Here is a 19927-nt window from a genome sequence, read left to right on the forward strand (position 1 = left end):
ATAACACAACCAGAAGTTCGATGACCTCTTCAGCCATGGGTCCAGGAAATTGCGTTCGAAGACCGACCAGATCGCGCCCGTTGAGCCGACAGGAGCGGCATCTTCGGTTGTCCTCATCAGTACAGTTGATAGCTCGGCGCCTTTAGTTGAGCTGTGTCGAGCAATATGCCGTGATGCAGCACCGGTCTATACACAACCTATAGGCGAATTTCCGGCACCTGTCCTGACGTCCCGGTTCGTCTGAGGCCGCCGCCGGTACCGACGAGGGCGTGTCATCCGCCACGGTCGTCTCGGCCTGCATCTTGATGGCGGCTAGGTTGATGGCGACCATGGCGATCGGCGCGCCAATAGGCGTGAGGGGCCCCGCCAACTCCGGCTCGGAGCGGCCTTCCCCTTTCCCGTTTGGGTCCCACAGCGCCTCCGGCGGCCGGACGAAGCCAGACTGTGACGACGGCCCAGCAGGCGCTTGACCTGGAGGCCAAGGCTTGGTTTGACCCGTTTCGCCCGGTCAGAGCCTCCGACCGGATCCAGCCCCCAACCGTGGAAGATCCCTGGCCATGCGCATCACTCTCGTCGGCTCCCGCCATTTCGGTGTCGCCACACTGAACATGCTGCGCGAGAGAGGAATCGAGATCGCGCGGGTCGTCGTTCATGATGGCGAGGACCGGCTTGCAGCCGCGGCGCGGGCGGCCGGGATCGAGGTCGTGGTCCAGGCCAATCCGAAGGTCGTGCCCGCCGGCGAGATCGCCCCCGGCACGGACCTGATCGTCACGGCGCATAGCCACGCCCGCGTCACTCACGAGGCGGTCGCAGCCGCCCGGCTCGGCGGCATCGGCTACCATCCGTCGCTGCTGCCGCGTCACCGGGGCATCGCTGCGGTGGAGTGGACCATCAAGGAAGGCGATCCGATCGCCGGCGGCACCATCTATCACCTCGCCGACCGCATGGATGCGGGCGCCATCGCCGCCCAGGAATGGTGCTTCGTCAAGAAGGGAGAGACCGCGCGCGAGCTGTGGGAGCGCGCTCTCGCACCGCTCGGGCTCAAGCTGCTCGGCGATGTCGTCGAATCGGCCAAGGCGACCGGCGCGATTCCGGCCAAGCCGCAGGACGAGCAGTTCGCGACCAAGGCGCCCAGCCTCACCCCGCACTGAGCATCTGATCGCATCGCCCTGATAAGTTGTGGACATCCTCCCCGCTGGCGCCCTCGCGGTGCCCTGCGAACGGCAGCATGGGCGGTCAGCGAAAAGATGTGGGCGTTCGCCCGCTTATGCCGTGGGCGAAGGCGCAGTTTGCGCACAATGCCGCCCGAATGCCTCCAAGCCGGGCTCCGCATTAATCGTTAATGGACTGAAATTGCTCGATAAAAATCCGTTGTGGCGCTGCGGCAAATTTTCGTCACAATTCTTCCAAATAAGGTCGTGATCAACGACATTTGAGGGACAACGATTCATGCGTCTCGACCGCATTGGAATGGCTTTCGCCGCGTCGATCCTGGTGGGCAGCTCGGCCGCCCCCGCATTCGCCCAGTCGCCCTATGACGGGCAGTGGCAGGTGACGATCGTCACCAACAGTGGCAGCTGCGAGCCCACGGCCAGCTCGACCTTGATCGTCGCAGACGGTAAGATTTCTGCGGCTGGCGCCAATGTGTCGGGTTCGATTGGACGCGAAGGCCTCGTCAAGGTCTCCATCAATGGCGCATATGCGAATGGGCAGCTCAACGGCAATTCTGGCTCGGGCAAGTGGAACGGCGCCTCGGCAGGCATCCCCTGCAGCGGCCGCTGGCAGGCTTCGCGCCTGTAACGGCGCGCACACGCTCCTGAAGATGGTGCGGCGGGTCGCGGCCACCGCCGTTGTTTTGACGGCGGGCGTGACCGCCTCGCCGGGGCATGCCGACCCTGGTCCCTTCACGGGCATGGCCGGAACATGGGGCGGCAGCGGCACGGTTGCCCTCGAGGACGGCTCAACCGAGCGCATCCGGTGCCGGGCCAATTACGGCGTCTCAGGACCGCGGATGACGCTCGTCCTGACCTGCGCCAGCGATGCCTACAAGTTCGGGCTGCAGGCCGAGGTGATCGCTGAGGGCTCGGCCATCTCGGGAACCTGGAGTGAGACCAGCCGCGGCATCAATGGCGTGCTGCAGGGCCGTGGCGGCGGCGGCAACTTCCAGCTGCTCGCGACCACCGCCGGCTTCAACGCCAACATCGCGCTCGCCACCCGCGGCAAGAGGCAGTCCGTGTCGATCCGGGCCGACAGCCAGTTCCGCGCAGCCAACATTTCACTGTCGCGGTGATCCCGATCAACTGCCGCGCCTGGCGCCGGGGACCGCACCTGCGGACGGCGGCGGAGCAAGCTGCGCGGCGGTGCGCTTGATGGTCTTGGCGACCAGCAGCGCCTGCTCCCGCGTCATGGCGAAGTCCTGCACACCTTTATGGGTGGTCAGCGACAGCACCATGAGATGAGGCTCCCGCTCCGGCCAGCCAGTGGCAAAGGCGGTCACGAAGTCGGCTGAAGCGGCGCGTTCGGTCATGTCTTGTCTCTGGCTGCCTTAGACTGTGTTGTGCTGTTCGCGGGCTGTATCGCGGCGGTCGCTTTAGGACGAAACACAGCCACACTCCACGTTTTTCTCGATGACGCGCGTCCGTCGCGAGCAAAGCCTGCAGCGGCGTTGGTGCGCTGCACCGTTGATTTCGTTTGCATTGCTCTGCGCGCGAGGTGATACAGCCCGCCTTCGCCGCCGTCCTCGCTCTCCCCGCCACCGCATGAATCGTCCCGCTTCGAAACTGATTGCCGCACTGTGGATGACGGGCTGGCTCAGCCTGATGCTGGTGATGGCGGTGGCCGGACGCGAAGCGATGCGCGAGCTCAACGTGTTCGAGCTGATGGAGCTGCGCTGCCTGATCGGCCTGGTGATGCTCTCGCCGGTCATCGCCCTCAGCGGAGGCTTTGCCACCTTGCGCACCTCGCGGCTCAAGCAGCACGCGGCGCGCAACCTCGTCCATTACGGCGCGCAGCTCGGCTGGTTCTTCGCGCTCACCTTGATCCCGATCGGCCAGGTGGTGGCGATCGAGTTCACGATGCCGATCTGGACGGCACTGCTGGCGGCGGCCTTCCTCGGCGAACGCATCACCCTGTTCAAGCTGGCGGCGATCGGGCTCGGCCTCGTCGGCGTCGTCGTGATCGTCCGCCCGGATACCGGGGCGATCAATCCGGGACAGCTCATCGCGCTGGCCGCCGCGGTCGGCTTCGGTATCTCGATCGCACTGGTCAAGCTGCTGACGCGCACCGAGCCCACCGTGTCGATCATCTTCTGGATGCTGGTGGTGCAATCCGTCGCCGGCCTCATCCCTTCGCTCGTATTCTGGACGCCGCCATCGGCCACCGCCTGGGGCTGGATCCTGCTCGTCGCCCTCTGCGGCACCTTCTCGCATTTCTGCATGGCGCGGGCGCTGCTCTACGCCGACGCCACCATCGTGGTGCCCATGGATTTCCTCCGCGTTCCGCTGACCGCCACCGTCGGCTGGTTGGTCTATGCGGAGCGTCTCGACGGATTGACCGTGGTCGGCGCGGCGTTGATTCTCGCCGGAAACCTGCTGAACCTGCGTCCGCCGCAGCCTCGGCCGGTGCCGATGGGCAGTTCGGCAGGGACCTGAGGCGCCGAGCATCCCCTCAAGCGGCGTGACCCGGATCACGGAACCGCCGCGCTACACGCGATCGTCGTGGATCTGGCGCAACACCCGCGAACTGGTTTATGGCGGAAGCGTGATTTTTTGACCGGGAACAAGACTTTTGGCGCCGATCCGCGACAAATGTTGCAGTGAACGCTTCGCTTGATCGTTGGGGGATCTCCTGATGCGCTATCTCACCGTCGCCCTGTCCCTGCTCTGCGTGGTGCTGACCGCTGAAGCCGCCAAGGCCGACCGCCGGGTCGCCTTTGTCGTTGGAAACGGCGCCTATAAGAGCGTGGCCCAACTGCCGAACCCGCCGGTCGATGCCAAGGCCATGGCGGCCACCCTGCGCAACGTCGGCTTCGACGTCGTCGAGGGCACCAATCTCACCCGCGACAAGATGACCGAGAAGCTGCTCGATTTCGGTCGCAAGGCGCAGGGCGCCGATATCGCGGTGTTCTATTACGCCGGACACGGCATTGCGATCGCCGGCACCAACTACCTGCTGCCGGTCGACGCCGACCTGAAATCGGAGATGGACGTCAAGCTGGGCTCGGCCATCAACATCGACGTGACGCTCGACCAGACGATGGGCGACGCCAAGGTCAAGCTCGTCTTCCTCGATGCCTGCCGCGACAATCCGTTCGCCGCCAAGATCAAGTCGAACTCGCCGACCCGCAGCGTGTCGGTGCAGACCGGCCTGGCCGAGATGAAGTCCGGCGAGGGTACGCTGATCGCGTTCGCCACCGGCCCGGGCCAGACCGCCCTCGACGGCGAGGCCGGCGCCAACAGCCCGTTCACCCGCGCGCTGATCTCGCACATCGCCCAGCCCGGCATCGAGATCCAACAGGCCATGACCGCCGTGCGCGCCCAGGTCAATGAGGAGACCAGCAAGGGCCAATTGCCCTGGGGGCATACCAACCTGATCGGCGCCGTCTACCTCAACCCGGCGGCGGCCCCTGCTGCAACGGCCGCCACGGCCGGGACGACGCCGGCCGTCGCGACGGCCACCGTGACCGCAGGCGAAGCCGAGCTCGAATTCTGGCGCTCGGTGAAGGACTCCAACAAGCCGGAAGAGCTGAACGCCTATCTCTCGACCTACCCGAACGGACAGTTCAAGTCGCTGGCGATGGCGCGCATCGCCGCGATCGAGAGCGGCGCCATCAACACCGCCACTCGCAACGTCGCCAAGGGCGTCGATCCCGCCACCTACACCGAGGAAGGCACTCAGGTCAGCGAGGATCAGATCGGCCTCGACAAGACCAAGCGCCGCGACGTGCAGCGGCGGCTGACCGGTCTTGGCTTCGACACCAGGATGACCGGCGTGTTCGACGACCAGACCCGCGGCGTCATGAAGCGCTGGCAGGCGGCCCGAGGCTATCCGTCGACTGGATTCCTGACCAAGCTGCAGCACAAGGCGCTGCTGGCAGAGCCGCAGCCCGCGCCGGCGACCGCCGCAGTCGGCGACGAGGCCAGGCCGCGCCGCGCCAAGCCGGCCGGCAACGTGGCTGCCGGCGGCCCGCCGCCTCAGGGTGCGCCGGTCTATCGCAATCCGCCGCCGCAGGACAATTCGGGCAACGCCGCCGGCGCCGCCTTCATCGGTGGCATGATGGGCGGTGTGCTCGGCAGCGCGCTGCGCCGGTAAGCGACTTCGTCTTTCCCCCGTAAAAAAGCCCGGAGCACGAGCTCCGGGCTTGTTCGTTAGAATGCAGCCGCCCCTCAGAGCCCTGCCGCCTTGCGCAGCGCCGCGTTGATGCGGTCCTGCCAGCCCGGCCCTTGAGACTGAAAGTGCTCGAGAACGTCCTGGTCGATCCGCAACGTCACCTGCTCGCGCACACCAGGAACCGCCGCCTTCTTCGGCGGCGCCTCCACCGGCTTGGTGGTCACCTTCTTGAACGCGGCCTCGGCCTCGGTACGGGCGTCAGCGAGCGTGCGCGGACGCCGCGGCTGGTCGGCCATGATCAGATCCCCTCGAACAGCGCGGTGGACAGATAGCGCTCCGAGAACGACGGCACGATCGCCAGGATCGTCTTGCCCGCGCTCTCCGGCCGCTTGCCGATCTCGATCGCGGCTGCAATCGCCGCGCCCGAGGAGATCCCGCCGGGAATGCCCTCGGTGCGGGCCAGCGCGCGCGAGGTCTCGATGGCGGTGGTGCTGTTGATCTTGACGATCTCGTCGATCACCGAGCGGTCGAGAATGTCCGGCACGAAGCCGGCGCCGATGCCCTGGATCTTGTGCGGCGAGTGCTGCCCACCCGACAGCACCGGGCTCTCCTCCGGCTCGACCGCAACGACCTTGAGGCCGGGCTTGCGCGACTTCAGCACCTGGCCCACGCCGGTGATGGTGCCGCCGGTGCCGACGCCGGCGACGAACACATCGATGTTGCCCGCCGTGTCGTTCCAGATCTCCTCAGCCGTGGTGCGGCGATGGATCTCCGGGTTGGCGAGGTTCTTGAACTGCTGCGGCATCACCGAGTTCGGCGTCGTCCGCAACAGCTCCTCGGCGGTGGCGATGGCGCCCTTCATGCCCTGCGACGCCGGCGTCAGCACGATCTCAGCGCCGAGAAAGGCGAGCATCTTCCGCCGCTCCACCGACATCGACTCCGGCATCACCAGTTTCAGCTTGTAGCCGCGCGCCGCAGCGACGAAGGCCAGCGCGATGCCGGTATTGCCCGAGGTCGGCTCGATCAGCACGGTGTCGGGCTTGATCACGCCGGCTTGCTCCATCGCCAGGATCATGCCGACGCCGATCCGATCCTTCACGCTCGCGGCGGGATTGAAGTATTCCAGCTTGGCGAGGATGGTCGCCTTGACTCCATGTTGCTCCGGCAGCTTTCGCAACCGCACAATCGGCGTATTGCCGAACGCGTCGACAATTGAATCAAATACGCGCCCGCGTCCGGGACGCTGTGCTGACGACTCCATGAAATCACTCCTCTGCGCGCCCCGCGCGACGTCGACAACGCTTCTGACCATCTTCAGCGAGCCTGTTGCGCTGCGCAAGCACGTTTGCGCGATCTTAGGACGATCGCGGCGCACAACAAGTCGTGGCTAAATTGCGAAAAACCAACGCATTTGTGTTGCGACAAGGTCAATAAACTCGGTGTATGCTTGATTTCAGCCGGATGAAGATTCACGGTGCAGGTCGACTGCAACCCGGGCGGACATCAGCAAGATGTCATCTTCGGAGTGATACAATCGGGGCGTTCGTGCCAAACGAAAGCGCCGTTGTAGAATAGATATAAGAACAGACCACCCAGACAAAACTCTTTGTGTGACGGATTTGATATCCGCGAAAGTTGGACTCGTCGGAAATAGACCCGTTCGAACGCGACTTGTTCGAAATCGACCTTTTCGAAATTGACGTCGTTCAAGCAGAGATCGCCAACAAAGAGATCGTCCAGGAGGTCAATATGTCAGCACTCGCTGATCTCGTGTCGACCGCAACCGCCCGCCCGAATCCCCGCGGCTGCGATCTGCCGACATGCCCGGTCTGCGCCGACTCCATGATTGCCGCGGAGGCGTCCGCATATTTGGCTGACAATGCGATCAGCTATCTCTGGACCTGCGACACCTGCGGCTATGGCTTCGTCACCAAGCACTCCGTGAAAAGCCGCTTCGTCTGCAACTGAACGGCCCCAGGGCGAGAGAGTTCCGCGACGTGATGTCACGGCCGTTCGATGGCCGAGGATAACGCAACCGTCGGCCATCGAGCCGGTCGGCAGTGCATGATCAGCACAATTTCATGAGGGCCGGCGCACAGGCCGGGCTCACAACAAGCTGACGGCCTTCACCTGAAGCGGCCGTCAGCCGGCGCGCGAGGCGATGTCGCCGCGCGCCCAATCGGCCTTGGTGCGCTCGTAGAATTCCGTGAACCGCCCCTGTGCAATCGCCTCGCGCATCCCGGCCATCAATTGCTGGAAATAGGCAATGTTGATTTCCGACAGCAGCGTCGCGCCGAGCGCCTCGCCCGCCTTGATCAGATGATGCAGATAGGCGCGGGCATAGCTGCGCGCCGCCGGCCACGGGCTTTCCTCATCCAGCGGCCTGTCATCGTCGGCATGACGCGCGTTGCGCAGGTTCACCGGCCCGAAGCGCGTGTAGGCGACGCCGTGGCGGCCGTTGCGGGTCGGCAGCACGCAGTCGAACATGTCGATGCCGCGCCGGACCGACTCCAGGAGATCGTCAGGCGTGCCGACGCCCATCAGGTAGCGCGGACGGTCGGCCGGCAGCGCCGGCGCGGTCGCCTCGATCATCTCGAGCATGACCGCCTGCGGCTCGCCGACGGCCAGGCCGCCGATCGCATAGCCGTGGAATCCGATCTCGACCAGCGCCTGCGCGCTGGCGACGCGCAATGCGGGCACATCGCCGCCCTGCACGATGCCGAACAGCATGTAGCCTGCCGGCGCCTTCTCGAAGGCGCGGCGGCAGCGTTCGGCCCAGCGCAGCGACAGCCGCATCGCGCGCTCGATATCGTCGCGCTCGGCCGGCAGCCGCACGCATTCGTCGAGCTGCATCGCGATGTCGGAGTTGAGCAGGCGCTGCACCTCGATGGCGCGCTCCGGTGACAGCTCGATCTTCGCGCCGTCGATGTGCGAGCGGAACGTCACCGCCTGCTCGGTCACCTTGCGCAAGCCCGACAGCGACATCACCTGGAAGCCGCCGGAATCGGTCAGCATCGGACCGCCCCAGCCGGTGAAGCGCTGCAGGCCGCCAAGGGCGGCGATGCGCTCTGCCGTTGGCCGCAGCATCAGGTGATAGGTGTTGCCCAGCACGATGTCGGCGCCGGCCTCGCGGACGTCGCGCCAGTGGATGCCCTTCATGGCGCCGGCGGTGCCGACCGGCATGAAGGCCGGGGTGCGCACCACGCCGTGCGGAGTCGTCAGCCGGCCGGTACGGGCCGCGCCGTCTGTGCCGAGCAGTTCGAAATGGTTGGGAAGGTCGCTGACCGAGGAGCTCATGGCCGGCTTATTGCGTCAGGACCGCCCCCGATTCAACCGCGATGGCGCTGTTTTGGTGCCTTTCGGCCGTTGACGGCGGTTCCGGCCGCCCCTATGGTCCGGCGCCATGTCGACCTCGACCAAACGCACGACGAAAACCACCAAGCCCTTGCGGGCCTCGGGAGGCGTGCGCGCGTAGTCGAACTCGATTGCGACCATCTTCGAACCGAAGCCCCGCCTGATGAAGGTCCGGGGCTTTTTTTATGCCCAGATTCCAACCGGAGACTTGAAGACGTGCCTCACGATCCCACCATTGCCATCGTCGGCGTCACCGGCGCCGTCGGCGCCGAGTTCATCGCCACCCTGGACCGCCGTAATGCCCGCGTCGGCAAGCTCAAGGCGCTGGCAAGCGCCCGCTCGGCCGGGCAGACCCTCACCTTCCGTGGCCAGACGATCGTGATCGAGGAGCTCAACGAGCGCTCGTTCGAAGGCGTCGACATCGCGCTGTTCTCGGCCGGCAGCGGCATCTCCAAGAAGTTTGCGCCGATTGCGGTCCGCTCCGGTGCCGTGGTGGTCGACAACTCCTCGGCCTTCCGGATGGACCCGAACGTTCCGCTGGTCATCCCGGAGATCAACGCCCGCCGCATCCGCGACCACAAGGGTATCATTGCCAACCCGAACTGCGCGGCCATCACGGCGCTGGTGCCGCTGTGGCCGATCCACCAGAAGAACCGCATCAAGCGCATGATCATCTCGACCTACCAGGCCGCCAGCGGCGCCGGTGCGGCGGCGATGGACGAGCTGGTGCAGTCGACCCGCGCGAGCCTCAACGGCCAGGTCTATGCGCCCAAGGTGATGCCGCACCCGTTCGCCTTCAACCTGTTCAGCCACAACACCGCCATCGATCCCGACACCGGCTACAACGACGAAGAGACCAAGGTCATCAACGAGACCCGCAAGATCTTCGAGGATGAAGGGATCGCCGTCGGCGTCACCTGCGTCCGCGTGCCGGTGCTGCGCGCGCATTGCGAGGCGATCACCTTCGAATGCGAGAAGCCGATCACAGAGGACGACGTCCGCCGCATCCTGGCGACCGCGCCTGGCGTGCGCGTGGTCGACGACCGCGCGAAGAACTACTTCCCGATGCCGGTCGACGCCTCCGGCCAGGACGACGTGCTGGTGGGCCGCATCAGGACGGATCTGTCCGATCCGTCAGGTCACTCGATCGCGATGTTCGTCGCCGCCGATCAGCTGCTCAAGGGCGCTGCGCTGAATGCGGTGCAGATCGCCGAGCTCTTGCCGGAGCAGGCCATGGCGTGAGGCGGCCACGCACCCTCCTCACCAACACTGTCATCACCCGCGAAAGCGGGTGATAGACGGTGGGCACGCATCGCCTTCGGCGCCGCCTTGCCCACCCTACGTTTCTGCGCTCTACGGCTCGACGACCCGCTCGTCCGGCTGGCGGAACAGCAGACACGCATCGCCGTAGGAATAGAACCGGTAGCCGCTTTGAATCGCATGCGCGTAAGCCGCCTGCATCGTCTCGAGCCCGGCGAAGGCCGAGACCAGCATGAACAGGGTCGAGCGCGGCAGATGGAAGTTGGTCATCAGGATGTCGACCGCGCGAAAGCGATAGCCGGGCGTGATGAAGATCGACGTCTCCGCCTCGAACGGTGCGATCGTGCCGTCGGGCTGCGCCGCGCTCTCGAGCAGCCGCAGCGACGTCGTTCCGACCGCGACGATGCGGCCGCCTTGGGCGCGGGCCTGGTTCAGCGCAGCGGCGGTCTCAGGCGTCAGACTGCCCCACTCCGCATGCATGCGGTGGCCTTCGGTGTCATCGACCTTCACGGGCAGGAAGGTGCCGGCGCCGACATGCAGGGTGACGCGCTGCAGCCCGACGCCGCGCTCGCGCAGCCGCCGTTCCAGCGTCGGCGTGAAATGCAGTCCGGCGGTGGGGGCCGCCACCGCGCCCTCCTTGGCCGCGAACATGGTCTGATAATCGGTCGCGTCCTGCTCGTCTGCGGGCCGCCTGCCGGCGATGTAGGGCGGCAGCGGCGGCCGGCCGAGATCGGCGATCGCCTGGTCGAGCGCGGGCCCATGAAACACAAAGGACAGCGTCAGCTCGCCCTCCTCGCCCTTGGCTTCGACGGTGGCGTCGAGATGGCCGAGCAGGCAGACCTTGCCCTCGTTGCCGAAACGGATCGTATCGCCTGGCGCGAGCTTCTTGGCGGGCCGCACCAGCGCCTGCCAGCGCGAGCCGTCGAGCCGCTTGATCAGGGTCGCCTCGATCTTCGCCTCGGTCTCGCGGCTGATGCGGCGTCCTGAGAGCTGAGCGGCGATGACCTTGGTGTCGTTGACGACGAGCTGATCGCCCGGCTCCAGCCAGTCCGGCAGGTCGGCGACCGTGCGGTCGCGCAGCACGCCATCGCCCTGCACCACCAGCATGCGCGCGGATTCGCGCGGGCTCGCCGGCCGCAGCGCGATGTTTTCGGGGGGCAGCTGAAAGTCGAAGAGGTCTGTGCGCATCGTCGTTCTGGAACGACCGTCGAAAACCTCATCCTGAGGAGCGCGTCAGCGCGTCTCGAAGGATGAGGCCCGACTGTGGCCTCATGGTTCGAGACGCGTGCTGCGCACGCTCCTCACCATGAGGGTCAAAAGCCGAGGGCGGTACTGCACACCGACCATGAACACGCCGAGAGGCGTGTTCATGGAGAGGGTCGTTGGTTACGCCGCGTCGGCGGCCATGTAGGCCTTCACGATCTTGTCCGGGTTCTGCACCGGCTCGCCGCGCTTGATCTTGTCGACATTCTCCATGCCCTCGGTGACCTTGCCCCAGACCGTGTACTGCTTGTCCAGGAAGCGGGCGTCGTCGAAGCAGATGAAGAACTGGCTGTCGCCTGAATCTGGATTGGCCGCACGCGCCATCGAGGCGGTGCCGCGAACATGCGGCTCGGCGTTGAACTCGGCCTTCAGCTTCTTGCCGGAGCCGCCGGTGCCGGTGCCCTGCGGGCAGCCGGTCTGCGCCATGAAGCCGTCGATGACGCGGTGGAAGACGATGCCGTCGTAGAAGCCCTCGCGGACGAGCTCCTTGATGCGCGCGACATGGCCGGGCGCGAGATCGGGACGCATCTCGATGGTGACGGGGCCCTGGGTGGTCTCGAGGATCAAGGTATTTTCGGTCACAGCCATGCTGGTCTCTCGGTTTTGGTAGAATTGACGGGGGTCAGGACAAAGCAAATCCTGGGTCTGAAATGTCGCGGCGCCTTCCCATGTGCGGCCGTCACCCCTCCTGACGGCAATCCGAGCACGACGAGGCCCGCGATGCTGGTCCAGAATAGACCCAATGCGTTTAAAGCTGAAGCCACCGGCCCTGTCGATGTGGCGGGCCGGCAGAATCGGCATGCCGCCGCGACGTGGCAAAAGGTTCCTTAAGGCCCAAGGGAACCGGGCGCGAGACCCGGGTGTGCCCCTGCTCTGCCTGCCTACTTGATGTCCGAGGCGACCTGAACCTTCACCATCTTGTCCGGATCGGTGACGGCACCGCCCGAGGAGCCCGGAGGCGCCTTCTTGAGCTTGTCGACGACGTCCATACCCTGCACGACCTCGCCGATCACGGTGTATTGGCCGTTGAGGAAGGAGGCATCGCCGAAGCAGATGAAGAACTGCGAGTTGGCGGAATCGACGCTATCGCCCCGGCGCGCCATGCCGACGGTGCCGCGCTTGAACGGCGTTGACGAAAACTCCTGCTTCAGGTTCGGGTACTTCGAGCCGCCGGTGCCATTGAAGTTCTGGCCGTCACCGGTCTGCGCCATGAAGCCGTCCATGACGCGGTGGAACGGCACGTTGTTGTAGAAGCCTTCGCGCGCCAGCGTCTTCAGCCGCTCGGCATGCTGTGGCGCCAGATCGGTGCGCAGCTTGATGATGATGCGGCCCTTGGTGGTGTCGATGACCAGGGCATTCTGCTTGTCGAGGCCGGCAGGCAGCGACTGGGCCAGCGCCGGCAATGCGAAGACGAGAGCGAAGACGAAAGCGAGCGCGCGGATCATGGCAACTCCGATGACATGAGACGATGTGGAGAGGAAGGCACCGCCGGAACCGGCCGGTGCCTGAAGGATCACTTGAACTTGGCCTTGAGACTTTCGGCCACCGACGGCGGCACGAAATGCGAGATCTCACCGCCCATGGCGGCGATCTGGCGAACCAGCGTGGCTGCGATCGGACGGACACCCACCGAGGCTGGAACGAACACCGTCTGGACCTGCGGTGCCATGGTCTGGTTCATGCCGGCCAACTGCATCTCGTAGTCGAAATCGGTGCCGTCGCGCAGGCCCCGGATCATCATGATCGCACCGGCCTTCTGCGCGGCCGTGACCGTCAGATTGTCGTAGGTCGAAGCCTCGAAGCTGCAGCCCGCCGCGGCTGCCACGGGGCCGAAGATCTCATGCGCCATCGCCAGCCGCTCCTCGGTCGAGAACAGCGGCTTCTTGCCGTGATGCACGCCGACCGCGACGATCAGGCGGTCGCAGAGGTGGACGGCCTGCCGGACCACATCGAGATGGCCGTTGGTGACGGGATCAAACGAGCCCGGATAGAGCGCAATGCGTTGCATGCGCTCGTCCTATACCGCCCGGAACAGGCCGGCAAGCCGCCGTCAGGCGCGCTGGCGTGGCTGTGATGGGCAAAGAGCGGCCGAGAGACTGCATTGCGATGGAACGAGGTGCGACGCCGATGGGCCGGAACCGTGGTCGGCTACCGCGATTGTTTCGTCGGAACATCCGACATGAAACACGCTCGCGCCGAGACGAAACCAATTCGCCCGTCCCGCGAAGACGTCTCGAAACCCGATCTGGTTATCAAATCGTTAACGAACACAGGCCGAACGGCCCAGACAGGGGACCGTCATGATCAAAGCGCTATCTGCAGTCGCAGCAGCCGGCTTGGTGGCTGCCGGCATCACCCTCCTGCCCGGCTTCGCTCCCCAGGTCGAAGCCAGCGTGCCGCGTCCGCTGGCCAAGGCGGACCGCCTGGACATCCGCCCAATCGGCCGCGACTGCTCGCAGCAGGCCTGGCCCAACTTCGAGGCGGGCTGCCTGCGCAGCGCCGGAACCCGGGGAACCATCCGCGAGGCCAGGATGGTCTCGGTCGAGCGGACGCAGTGAGGCGAACAGCGAAAGACCTGCGTCATCCGCTATTCGCTACGCCCTATTCGCCATTCGCCTGGTCAGCGTTCCCGTTGCCGTTCTCGGCCTCCTCGCCGATATGCTCCACCGAAACGACGTGCTCATCATCGGCGGTGTCGAAGACGATGACGCCCTGCGTCGAGCGTCCCGCGATGCGGATGCCGTCGACGGGGCAACGGATCAACTGCCCCTTGTCCGTCACCAGCATGATCTGATCGCCATCCTCGACCGGGAATGAGGCGACGAGCTTGCCGTTGCGGTTGTTGACCGACATCGCGACGATGCCTTTGCCGCCGCGGCCGGTGGTGCGGTACTCGTAGGACGAGGTGCGCTTGCCGTAGCCGTTGACCGAGACGGTCAGCACCACCTGCTCCTGCGCCGACATCTCGACATAGCGTTCCTGCGACAGCTGGATCGCGCCAGCGGCCGCCTCCTCGCCCTCGGCCTCGACCGGCTCCTCGGTGGCAGCATCGCCCGACATCGCCCGGCGCATCTTCAAGTACGCCGTACGCTCGTCCGAGGTCGTCTCGACATGGCGCAGGATCGACAGCGAGATCACCTTGTCGCCGCCGGCGAGCGCGATGCCGCGCACGCCCATCGAGGTCCGACCGGTGAAGACGCGCACATCGGTGACGGGGAAGCGGATGCACTGCCCGCCCGACGCCGTGAGCAGGACGTCGTCGCGCTCGGTGCAGATCTGCACGTTGACGATCTCTTCGCCCTCGTCGAGCTTCATCGCGATGATGCCGGAGCGGCGCACGTCGACGAAATCCGACAGCTTGTTGCGGCGAACGTTGCCGCCGGTGGTCGCGAACATCACGTCGAGATTGGCCCAGGAGGATTCATCCTCCGGCAGCGGCATGATGGTGGTGATGCGCTCGCCCTGCTCCAGCGGCAGGATGTTGATCAGCGCCTTGCCACGCCCGTTGGGCGCCGCGATCGGCAGCCGCCAGACCTTCTCCTTGTAGACCTGGCCGCGCGACGAGAAGAACAGCACCGGCGTGTGCGTGGAGGCCACGAACAGCCGGCTGACGAAATCCTCCTCGCGGGTCTGCATGCCCGAGCGGCCCTTGCCGCCGCGGCGCTGCGCCCGATACGCCGACAGCGGCACGCGCTTGGTGTAGCCGGCATGCGACACGGTCACGACCATGTCCTCGCGCTGGATCAGGTCCTCGTCCTCGACCTCGCCTTCCTGCTCGGCGATCACGGTGCGGCGCGGCGTGCCGAACTCCGCCTTAACAGCGGCGAGCTCGTCCTTGATGATCCCCTGTACCCGCGCCCGCGAGCGCAGGATGTCGAGATAGTCGTTGATCTCGACCTTGAGCTTGTCGAGCTCGTCGGAAATCTCCTCACGGCCGAGCGCGGTCAGGCGCTGCAGGCGCAGGTCGAGAATCGCCTTGGCCTGCTCGAACGACAGCCGGATGGTGCCGTCCTCGGAAAGACGGTGGCGCGGATCGTCGATCAGCGTGATGATGGCCTCGACGTCGCGCGCCGGCCAGTCGCGCGACATCAACGCCTCGCGCGCGGTCGCAGGATCGGGCGACGTCCTGATGACCCGGATGACCTCGTCGATGTTGGCGACGGCCACGGCAAGGCCGACCAGGATATGAGCGCGGTCGCGCGCCTTGTTGAGCAGGAACTTGGTCCTGCGCGTGACGACACGCTCGCGGAACGCGACGAAGATCGTCAGCAGGTCCTTCAACGTCATCGTCTGCGGGCGGCCGCCGTCGAGCGCCAGCATGTTGGCGGCGAAGCTCGTCTGCAGCGGCGTGAACTTGTAGAGCTGGTTGAGCACGACGTCCGGCACGGCGTCGCGCTTCAGCTCGACGACGACGCGGTAGCCGTCGCGGTCGCTTTCGTCGCGCAGGTCGGCGACGCCTTCGATCTTCTTCTCGCGCACCAGTTCGGCGATGCGCTCGACCATCGTCGCCTTGTTCACCTGGTAGGGAATCTCGGAGATGATGATTGCCTCGCGATCCTTGCGGATCGTGTCGATCGTCACCTTGCCGCGCATCATGATCGAGCCGCGGCCCAGGTGATAGGCCGAGCGGACGCCGGCGCGGCCGAGGATGATGCCGCCGGTGGGGAAATCCGGCCCTGGAATGATGTTGATGAGGTCGTCGATCGTGAGCGCGGGATTGTCGATCAGCGCGATGCAGGCATCGATCACCTCGCCGAGATTGTGCGGCGGGATGTTGGTGGCCATGCCGACCGCGATGCCGCCGGCGCCATTGACCAGCAGGTTCGGATATTTGGCCGGAAGAACCGACGGTTCCTTGTCGGAATTGTCGTAGTTGGCCTGGAAGTCGACGGTGTCCTTGTCGATGTCGTCGAGCAGCGGAATCGCCGACTTGGCGAGCTTCGCTTCGGTGTATCGATAGGCCGCGGGGGGATCGCCGTCGACGGAGCCGAAATTGCCCTGGCCGTCGATCAGCGGCACGCGCATCGAGAAGTCCTGCGCCATGCGCACCATGGCGTCGTAGATCGACTGATCGCCATGCGGATGGTATTTACCGATGACGTCGCCGACCACGCGCGCGGACTTGACGTACTTCTTGTCGGGCGTGTGCCCCTGCTCGTACATCGAATACAGGATGCGCCGGTGCACGGGCTTGAGGCCGTCGCGCGCATCGGGCAGCGCTCGCGACACGATCACGCTCATCGCGTAATCGAGGTAGGAGCGTTTCATCTCGTCGAGGATGGAAACGGGACGAATGTCGGAAGGTCCGCCCGGCTCGCCGGGCTTCTCATCTTCTTTATCGGACAAAGGGGATACCGGTCGGTTTTGACACGCGAAAATCGCTTGGAATCATATAGCGCATGGCGCTGCCGCTAGCCACCCCCAAGGGGGTTCGGAGCGCGCTTTTTCTGCTCGCCTTTCCAGGGACTTAACCGGTTGCCGCGGCCGCCCATGGCAGGCTCCGGGAACCCTGTTTGGCTATGGGCCGAAGACCACCTTGTGCATGATCCGTCCAGGCATGAGCGTGAACAGTCCGGCAATCACGAGGGCGCCGGAGAACAGCGTGATCATGGCCCGGCGGTGGGGCCCCACCCGATGGCGGTGCGCAGCCCACACCGCAACCGACAGCACGGCCAGCGTATAGAGCGACAGCAGGTGAATCGGGCTGAAGGGACCGACCAGCCGGATGGTGTGAATCCAGAACGAGCTGGCCGCAACGGCGGCCATGAGAGTGACCCAGATCCAGCCGAGCGTTCGATGCGGCAAGGTCCCTTTCGGGGCTGCGAACTGGACCAGCCCCAGTGCGAACGCCGTCATCGCGGCGACAGCGTGCAGCAGGACGGCGGGCTCGGCGGCGAGCAGCGGTGCGAAGCTCATGCAACACCCCGGTGGTCAGGTTACGCACAGCTCAAGCGAACGAAACGTCAGACGCGCGCGATCGCCTGCAATGCGAGACCCGAGGTGATCGCCCCGGCTCCCGTCCCGACACGGACGGAAGCCACCTTGTATCGACCGAGGACGCAGGCGGCTCAGAACGGAATGTCGTCGTCCATGTCGCTGTTGCGTCCGCCACCGCCGGCCGAAGCGACTGCGCGGCGCGGCGGCGCCATCGACGGACCGCTGCTGCCGAAATCGCCGCCACCCATGTCATCGGAGAAGCTGCCGCCCCCGCCACCACGGCCATCGAGCATCGTCAGGGTCGAGTTGAAGCCCTGCAGGACGACCTCGGTCGAGTACTTCTCGACGCCGCTCTGGTCGGTCCATTTGCGGGTCTGCAGCGCGCCCTCGATGTAAACCTTGGCGCCCTTCTTCAGATACTGCTCGGCGACCTTGCAGAGACCTTCATTGAAGATCACCACACGGTGCCATTCGGTCTTTTCCTTGCGCTCGCCGGTCGCCTTGTCGCGCCACGTTTCCGACGTCGCAATGCTCAGATTGGCGATCGGCCGCCCATCCTGCGTACGCCGGATCTCGGGGTCCTTGCCGAGATTGCCGACCAGAATCACCTTGTTCACACTACCCGCCATCACCACTCTCCCGCGGTTCTCGATCATCGGACCGGCCGTCCACACCGGCCTCACGGCGTCCGGTGGCTAACCCTTCCTCTCGCGGCGGACCCTATACGGTTGCCGCGCGGTCCACCCGCCTCGTCCATTGTTTATCCACATATAGCAGGCGGACGGCCATTGTTCCAGTTTTGTTCGCGCGCCTGTGTCTACAACCGTGCGTCGAGTTCCAAGGAACCCGATGGAACCCAATGGAACCGCGAAAAAGTTCCGTCAATCACGAAAAAGCGATTAACTTTCATCAGCTTACATCGTCCCACTTCCTCCCCGCCTGTGGCTTTTGGGAGACGGTATCCAGGGTTGAATCGCGTATATTTGAGGACGGATTGGGGCCGCAAGCGTGGTCGCACCAACTTCACAGACGTGCGTCTCCGGGGACCATTTTGGAGACGCCCAAAGCGGGAGACTTGGGATGAAAAGAATTTTTCTTGGAGCTGTCAGCTTGATGGTTTTGGGGGCGCTGACGCCGGCGGGAGCCGCCGATCTCGCCGCCCGCCCGTACACGAAGGCCCCGGTGATGGCGCCCGCTCCGCTTCCGACCTGGGCCGGCTTCTATCTCGGTCTGCAGGGCGGTGGCGGCTGGGGCCGCAGCGATGAGACCTTCTTCGGTGCGCCGAATACGGCGATCTTTGCCGGCACGCAGCGTTACGACATCACCGGCGGCTTCGCCGGCGGCGTGATCGGCTACAATTGGCAGGTCGACAACATCGTGTTCGGCCTCGAGGGCGACTATCACTGGGCGGACATCGACGGCCGCTCGGCCGTGATCAACGCCGGCGTCGGTGACACCTACTTCACCAAGCTGCGCGGCTTCGGCGACATCAAGGGCCGGCTCGGCTGGGCCACGGGTCCGGCACTGCTCTTCGTCAGCGGCGGTGCCACGGTCGGCGATCTGCAGCACCGCTACGATGGCGTTCCCGGCAACGTGTTCGTGCAGAACGACTGGCGCTGGGGTTGGACGATCGGCGCCGGTGCCGAGTACATGTTCGCTCCGAACTGGTCGGCCAAGGTCGAGTACAACTATCTCGATTTCGGCAAGAGCTCGATCCAGTACTCCCCGGTCGCGACCAACCGCTCGGAGTGGAGCGACACCGTCCATACCGTCAAGGCCGGCATCTCCTACCACTTCGGTGGTCCGGGCATGTCGCGCTACTGATCGCACGCCAAAAGCGAATATGTCGAAAGGCCGGCCTCGCGCCGGCCTTTTTTTGCGTGCCAGAACCGGTACTTGCCGAGCCGTTGTGTCCTTTGGGTGACGGCTTTTTACGGCGGAAGGGGCTATCAAGGTCCGGCGGGTGGGCGTTGGTGAGAGCGTGCGTGCGGGCGTCGGACTTGGTTTGGGGAATGCGATGAGAAGGCTGTTGCTGGGGGCGACAACTTCGCTGGCGCTGGGGATTGCGCCGGCCATCGCTGCCGATCTGCCCGCGCGCACCTTCACCAAAGCGCCTGCGATGATCACAACGATCTATGATTGGAGTGGTTTCTATGTCGGCCTGAACGCCGGCGGCGCATCCTCCCGCACCTGCTGGACCAACAAGGTCAGCTTCGCAGGTGTCGCTGCGACCAACGCCGAGGGTTGCCACGATGCGACCGGCGCGCTGGCGGGCGGCCAGATCGGCTATCGCTGGCAGGCTGGCGGCTGGGTATTCGGCGTCGAAGGTCAGGGCAACTGGGCCAACCTCAAGGGCAGCAACACCAGCCAGTTCGCCCCGGCCGTGACCAACCAGACCAAGATCAACGGCATCGGCGTGTTCACGGGCCAGGTCGGCTATTCCTGGAACAACGTGCTCTGGTACGTAAAGGGCGGCGCCGCGGTCGCAAGCGAGAAGTACAACGGTCTCGCCACGGCAACGGGCGCGGCTCTCGACCAGTCCAGCGCCACGCGCTGGGGGGCTGCGGTCGGCACCGGTGTCGAGGTCGGCTTCGCCAAGAACTGGTCGGTCGCAGCCGAATACGAGCACCTGTTCATGGGCAACCGCACCCTGGGCTTCTCCGGTGTTCCCGGCGGAGCCGCGGGCCGGACCGATGCGGTCGGCCAGGACGTCGACATGGCGACGGTCCGCGTCAACTATCGCTGGGGCGGTCCCGTCGTCTCCAAGCACTGACCCTCGAGGACA

The 19927-nt window shown here is 65.4% G+C and carries 21 protein-coding genes; 10 read left to right on the plus strand and 11 right to left on the minus strand.

What is annotated here, in order from left to right:
- Positions 1-557 precede the first annotated feature (557 nt).
- The 3 genes from ACQR2C_RS15790 to ACQR2C_RS15800 all read left to right on the plus strand — a co-directional run bounded on the left by ACQR2C_RS15790 (position 558) and on the right by ACQR2C_RS15800 (position 2290).
- On the plus strand, positions 558-1151 hold the full coding sequence (locus ACQR2C_RS15790) for a formyltransferase family protein (protein ID WP_315799870.1): 594 nt from the start codon (positions 558-560) through the stop codon (positions 1149-1151).
- A 298-nt stretch (positions 1152-1449) separates the two neighbouring features.
- Positions 1450-1800 (plus strand): hypothetical protein, encoded by a 351-nt coding sequence (locus ACQR2C_RS15795; RefSeq protein WP_315751045.1) that lies wholly within the window; start codon positions 1450-1452, stop codon positions 1798-1800.
- A 22-nt stretch (positions 1801-1822) separates the two neighbouring features.
- A complete protein-coding gene (locus ACQR2C_RS15800; protein WP_315799869.1) occupies positions 1823-2290 on the plus strand; it encodes a hypothetical protein in 468 nt (155 codons plus the stop codon).
- A 6-nt stretch (positions 2291-2296) separates the two neighbouring features.
- On the opposite strand, the gene ACQR2C_RS15805 is transcribed toward ACQR2C_RS15800, so the two are convergent.
- Positions 2297-2527, minus strand: a complete 231-nt coding sequence (locus ACQR2C_RS15805; RefSeq protein WP_315799868.1) for a hypothetical protein — start codon at positions 2525-2527, stop codon at positions 2297-2299.
- A 232-nt stretch (positions 2528-2759) separates the two neighbouring features.
- Here ACQR2C_RS15805 and ACQR2C_RS15810 point away from each other — a divergent pair, with 232 nt between their 5' ends.
- Together ACQR2C_RS15810 and ACQR2C_RS15815 are read left to right on the plus strand one after the other, a co-directional pair.
- A complete protein-coding gene (locus tag ACQR2C_RS15810) occupies positions 2760-3650 on the plus strand; it encodes a DMT family transporter (RefSeq protein WP_316178619.1) in 891 nt (296 codons plus the stop codon).
- Between the two features lie 199 nt (positions 3651-3849).
- Positions 3850-5310: a caspase family protein gene (locus tag ACQR2C_RS15815; RefSeq protein ID WP_315799866.1), complete on the plus strand. Its 1461-nt coding sequence runs from the start codon at positions 3850-3852 to the stop codon at positions 5308-5310.
- A gap of 74 nt (positions 5311-5384) precedes the next feature.
- Here the strand turns inward: ACQR2C_RS15815 and ACQR2C_RS15820 are convergent, their stop codons facing one another.
- Both ACQR2C_RS15820 and cysK read right to left on the minus strand, forming a co-directional pair.
- Positions 5385-5624, minus strand: a complete 240-nt coding sequence (locus tag ACQR2C_RS15820) for a BrnA antitoxin family protein (protein ID WP_315799865.1) — start codon at positions 5622-5624, stop codon at positions 5385-5387.
- Positions 5625-5626: 2 nt separating this feature from the next.
- The gene (gene cysK, locus ACQR2C_RS15825; protein ID WP_434881580.1) at positions 5627-6589 is read right to left on the minus strand and encodes a cysteine synthase A; all 963 of its coding nucleotides are present in this window, start codon (positions 6587-6589) and stop codon (positions 5627-5629) included.
- 488 nt (positions 6590-7077) lie between these two features.
- Between cysK and ACQR2C_RS15830 the strand changes: the two genes are divergently transcribed.
- Positions 7078-7296 (plus strand): hypothetical protein, encoded by a 219-nt coding sequence (locus ACQR2C_RS15830; protein ID WP_315711782.1) that lies wholly within the window; start codon positions 7078-7080, stop codon positions 7294-7296.
- 174 nt (positions 7297-7470) lie between these two features.
- On the opposite strand, the gene tgt is transcribed toward ACQR2C_RS15830, so the two are convergent.
- Positions 7471-8625 carry a tRNA guanosine(34) transglycosylase Tgt gene (gene tgt, locus ACQR2C_RS15835; protein WP_316178614.1) on the minus strand — a complete coding sequence of 385 codons (1155 nt, stop codon included), beginning with the start codon at positions 8623-8625 and terminating at the stop codon, positions 7471-7473.
- A gap of 273 nt (positions 8626-8898) precedes the next feature.
- Between tgt and ACQR2C_RS15840 the strand changes: the two genes are divergently transcribed.
- On the plus strand, positions 8899-9924 hold the full coding sequence (locus ACQR2C_RS15840; protein ID WP_434881581.1) for an aspartate-semialdehyde dehydrogenase: 1026 nt from the start codon (positions 8899-8901) through the stop codon (positions 9922-9924).
- Between the two features lie 111 nt (positions 9925-10035).
- On the opposite strand, the gene queA is transcribed toward ACQR2C_RS15840, so the two are convergent.
- From queA to coaD, 4 genes are all read right to left on the minus strand, one after another.
- A complete protein-coding gene (queA, locus tag ACQR2C_RS15845) occupies positions 10036-11130 on the minus strand; it encodes a tRNA preQ1(34) S-adenosylmethionine ribosyltransferase-isomerase QueA (RefSeq protein WP_316178612.1) in 1095 nt (364 codons plus the stop codon).
- A gap of 198 nt (positions 11131-11328) precedes the next feature.
- Positions 11329-11793 (minus strand): peptidylprolyl isomerase, encoded by a 465-nt coding sequence (locus ACQR2C_RS15850; protein ID WP_315799860.1) that lies wholly within the window; start codon positions 11791-11793, stop codon positions 11329-11331.
- A 293-nt stretch (positions 11794-12086) separates the two neighbouring features.
- On the minus strand, positions 12087-12650 hold the full coding sequence (locus ACQR2C_RS15855) for a peptidylprolyl isomerase (protein ID WP_315711771.1): 564 nt from the start codon (positions 12648-12650) through the stop codon (positions 12087-12089).
- A 68-nt stretch (positions 12651-12718) separates the two neighbouring features.
- Positions 12719-13213: a pantetheine-phosphate adenylyltransferase gene (gene coaD, locus ACQR2C_RS15860; RefSeq protein WP_316215874.1), complete on the minus strand. Its 495-nt coding sequence runs from the start codon at positions 13211-13213 to the stop codon at positions 12719-12721.
- A gap of 292 nt (positions 13214-13505) precedes the next feature.
- On the opposite strand from coaD, the gene ACQR2C_RS15865 reads away from it, so the two are divergent.
- Positions 13506-13763 (plus strand): hypothetical protein, encoded by a 258-nt coding sequence (locus ACQR2C_RS15865; protein ID WP_315799858.1) that lies wholly within the window; start codon positions 13506-13508, stop codon positions 13761-13763.
- A gap of 43 nt (positions 13764-13806) precedes the next feature.
- Here ACQR2C_RS15865 and gyrA read toward each other — a convergent pair whose 3' ends face one another.
- The 3 genes from gyrA to ACQR2C_RS15880 form a co-directional block, all read right to left on the minus strand.
- Positions 13807-16551, minus strand: coding sequence for a DNA gyrase subunit A (gene gyrA / locus ACQR2C_RS15870; RefSeq protein WP_315799857.1), 2745 nt, complete (start codon positions 16549-16551; stop codon positions 13807-13809).
- 171 nt (positions 16552-16722) lie between these two features.
- The gene (locus ACQR2C_RS15875) at positions 16723-17121 is read right to left on the minus strand and encodes a DUF2306 domain-containing protein (protein WP_434881582.1); all 399 of its coding nucleotides are present in this window, start codon (positions 17119-17121) and stop codon (positions 16723-16725) included.
- Positions 17122-17273: 152 nt separating this feature from the next.
- Positions 17274-17771: a single-stranded DNA-binding protein gene (locus ACQR2C_RS15880; RefSeq protein ID WP_315711764.1), complete on the minus strand. Its 498-nt coding sequence runs from the start codon at positions 17769-17771 to the stop codon at positions 17274-17276.
- Between the two features lie 451 nt (positions 17772-18222).
- Here ACQR2C_RS15880 and ACQR2C_RS15885 point away from each other — a divergent pair, with 451 nt between their 5' ends.
- Entirely contained in the window at positions 18223-18966 is a 744-nt protein-coding gene (locus ACQR2C_RS15885; protein ID WP_315799855.1) for an outer membrane protein, read from the plus strand.
- A 193-nt stretch (positions 18967-19159) separates the two neighbouring features.
- Positions 19160-19915 carry an outer membrane protein gene (locus ACQR2C_RS15890; protein WP_316215877.1) on the plus strand — a complete coding sequence of 252 codons (756 nt, stop codon included), beginning with the start codon at positions 19160-19162 and terminating at the stop codon, positions 19913-19915.
- The last annotated feature ends 12 nt before the right edge of the window (positions 19916-19927 follow it).

The sequence above is a fragment of the Bradyrhizobium sp. HKCCYLRH3061 genome, from assembly GCF_051168015.1.
In the GTDB taxonomy this organism is placed as follows: Bacteria; Pseudomonadota; Alphaproteobacteria; order Rhizobiales; family Xanthobacteraceae; genus Bradyrhizobium.

Bases quoted from the DNA above. Each gene is read 5' to 3' on its own strand.
- ACQR2C_RS15790 (WP_315799870.1), top strand. From the start codon at position 558: ATGCGCATCACTCTCGTCGGCTCCCGCCATTTCGGTGTCGCCACACTG.
- ACQR2C_RS15795 (WP_315751045.1), top strand. From the start codon at position 1,450: ATGCGTCTCGACCGCATTGGAATGGCTTTCGCCGCGTCGATCCTGGTG.
- ACQR2C_RS15800 (WP_315799869.1), top strand. From the start codon at position 1,823: ATGGTGCGGCGGGTCGCGGCCACCGCCGTTGTTTTGACGGCGGGCGTG.
- ACQR2C_RS15805 (WP_315799868.1), bottom strand. From the start codon at position 2,527: ATGACCGAACGCGCCGCTTCAGCCGACTTCGTGACCGCCTTTGCCACT.
- ACQR2C_RS15810 (WP_316178619.1), top strand. From the start codon at position 2,760: ATGAATCGTCCCGCTTCGAAACTGATTGCCGCACTGTGGATGACGGGC.
- ACQR2C_RS15815 (WP_315799866.1), top strand. From the start codon at position 3,850: ATGCGCTATCTCACCGTCGCCCTGTCCCTGCTCTGCGTGGTGCTGACC.
- ACQR2C_RS15820 (WP_315799865.1), bottom strand. From the start codon at position 5,624: ATGGCCGACCAGCCGCGGCGTCCGCGCACGCTCGCTGACGCCCGTACC.
- cysK (WP_434881580.1), bottom strand. From the start codon at position 6,589: ATGGAGTCGTCAGCACAGCGTCCCGGACGCGGGCGCGTATTTGATTCA.
- ACQR2C_RS15830 (WP_315711782.1), top strand. From the start codon at position 7,078: ATGTCAGCACTCGCTGATCTCGTGTCGACCGCAACCGCCCGCCCGAAT.
- tgt (WP_316178614.1), bottom strand. From the start codon at position 8,625: ATGAGCTCCTCGGTCAGCGACCTTCCCAACCATTTCGAACTGCTCGGC.
- queA (WP_316178612.1), bottom strand. From the start codon at position 11,130: ATGCGCACAGACCTCTTCGACTTTCAGCTGCCCCCCGAAAACATCGCG.
- ACQR2C_RS15850 (WP_315799860.1), bottom strand. From the start codon at position 11,793: ATGGCTGTGACCGAAAATACCTTGATCCTCGAGACCACCCAGGGCCCC.
- ACQR2C_RS15855 (WP_315711771.1), bottom strand. From the start codon at position 12,650: ATGATCCGCGCGCTCGCTTTCGTCTTCGCTCTCGTCTTCGCATTGCCG.
- coaD (WP_316215874.1), bottom strand. From the start codon at position 13,213: ATGCAACGCATTGCGCTCTATCCGGGCTCGTTTGATCCCGTCACCAAC.
- ACQR2C_RS15865 (WP_315799858.1), top strand. From the start codon at position 13,506: ATGATCAAAGCGCTATCTGCAGTCGCAGCAGCCGGCTTGGTGGCTGCC.
- ACQR2C_RS15875 (WP_434881582.1), bottom strand. From the start codon at position 17,121: ATGAGCTTCGCACCGCTGCTCGCCGCCGAGCCCGCCGTCCTGCTGCAC.
- ACQR2C_RS15880 (WP_315711764.1), bottom strand. From the start codon at position 17,771: ATGGCGGGTAGTGTGAACAAGGTGATTCTGGTCGGCAATCTCGGCAAG.
- ACQR2C_RS15885 (WP_315799855.1), top strand. From the start codon at position 18,223: ATGAAAAGAATTTTTCTTGGAGCTGTCAGCTTGATGGTTTTGGGGGCG.
- ACQR2C_RS15890 (WP_316215877.1), top strand. From the start codon at position 19,160: ATGAGAAGGCTGTTGCTGGGGGCGACAACTTCGCTGGCGCTGGGGATT.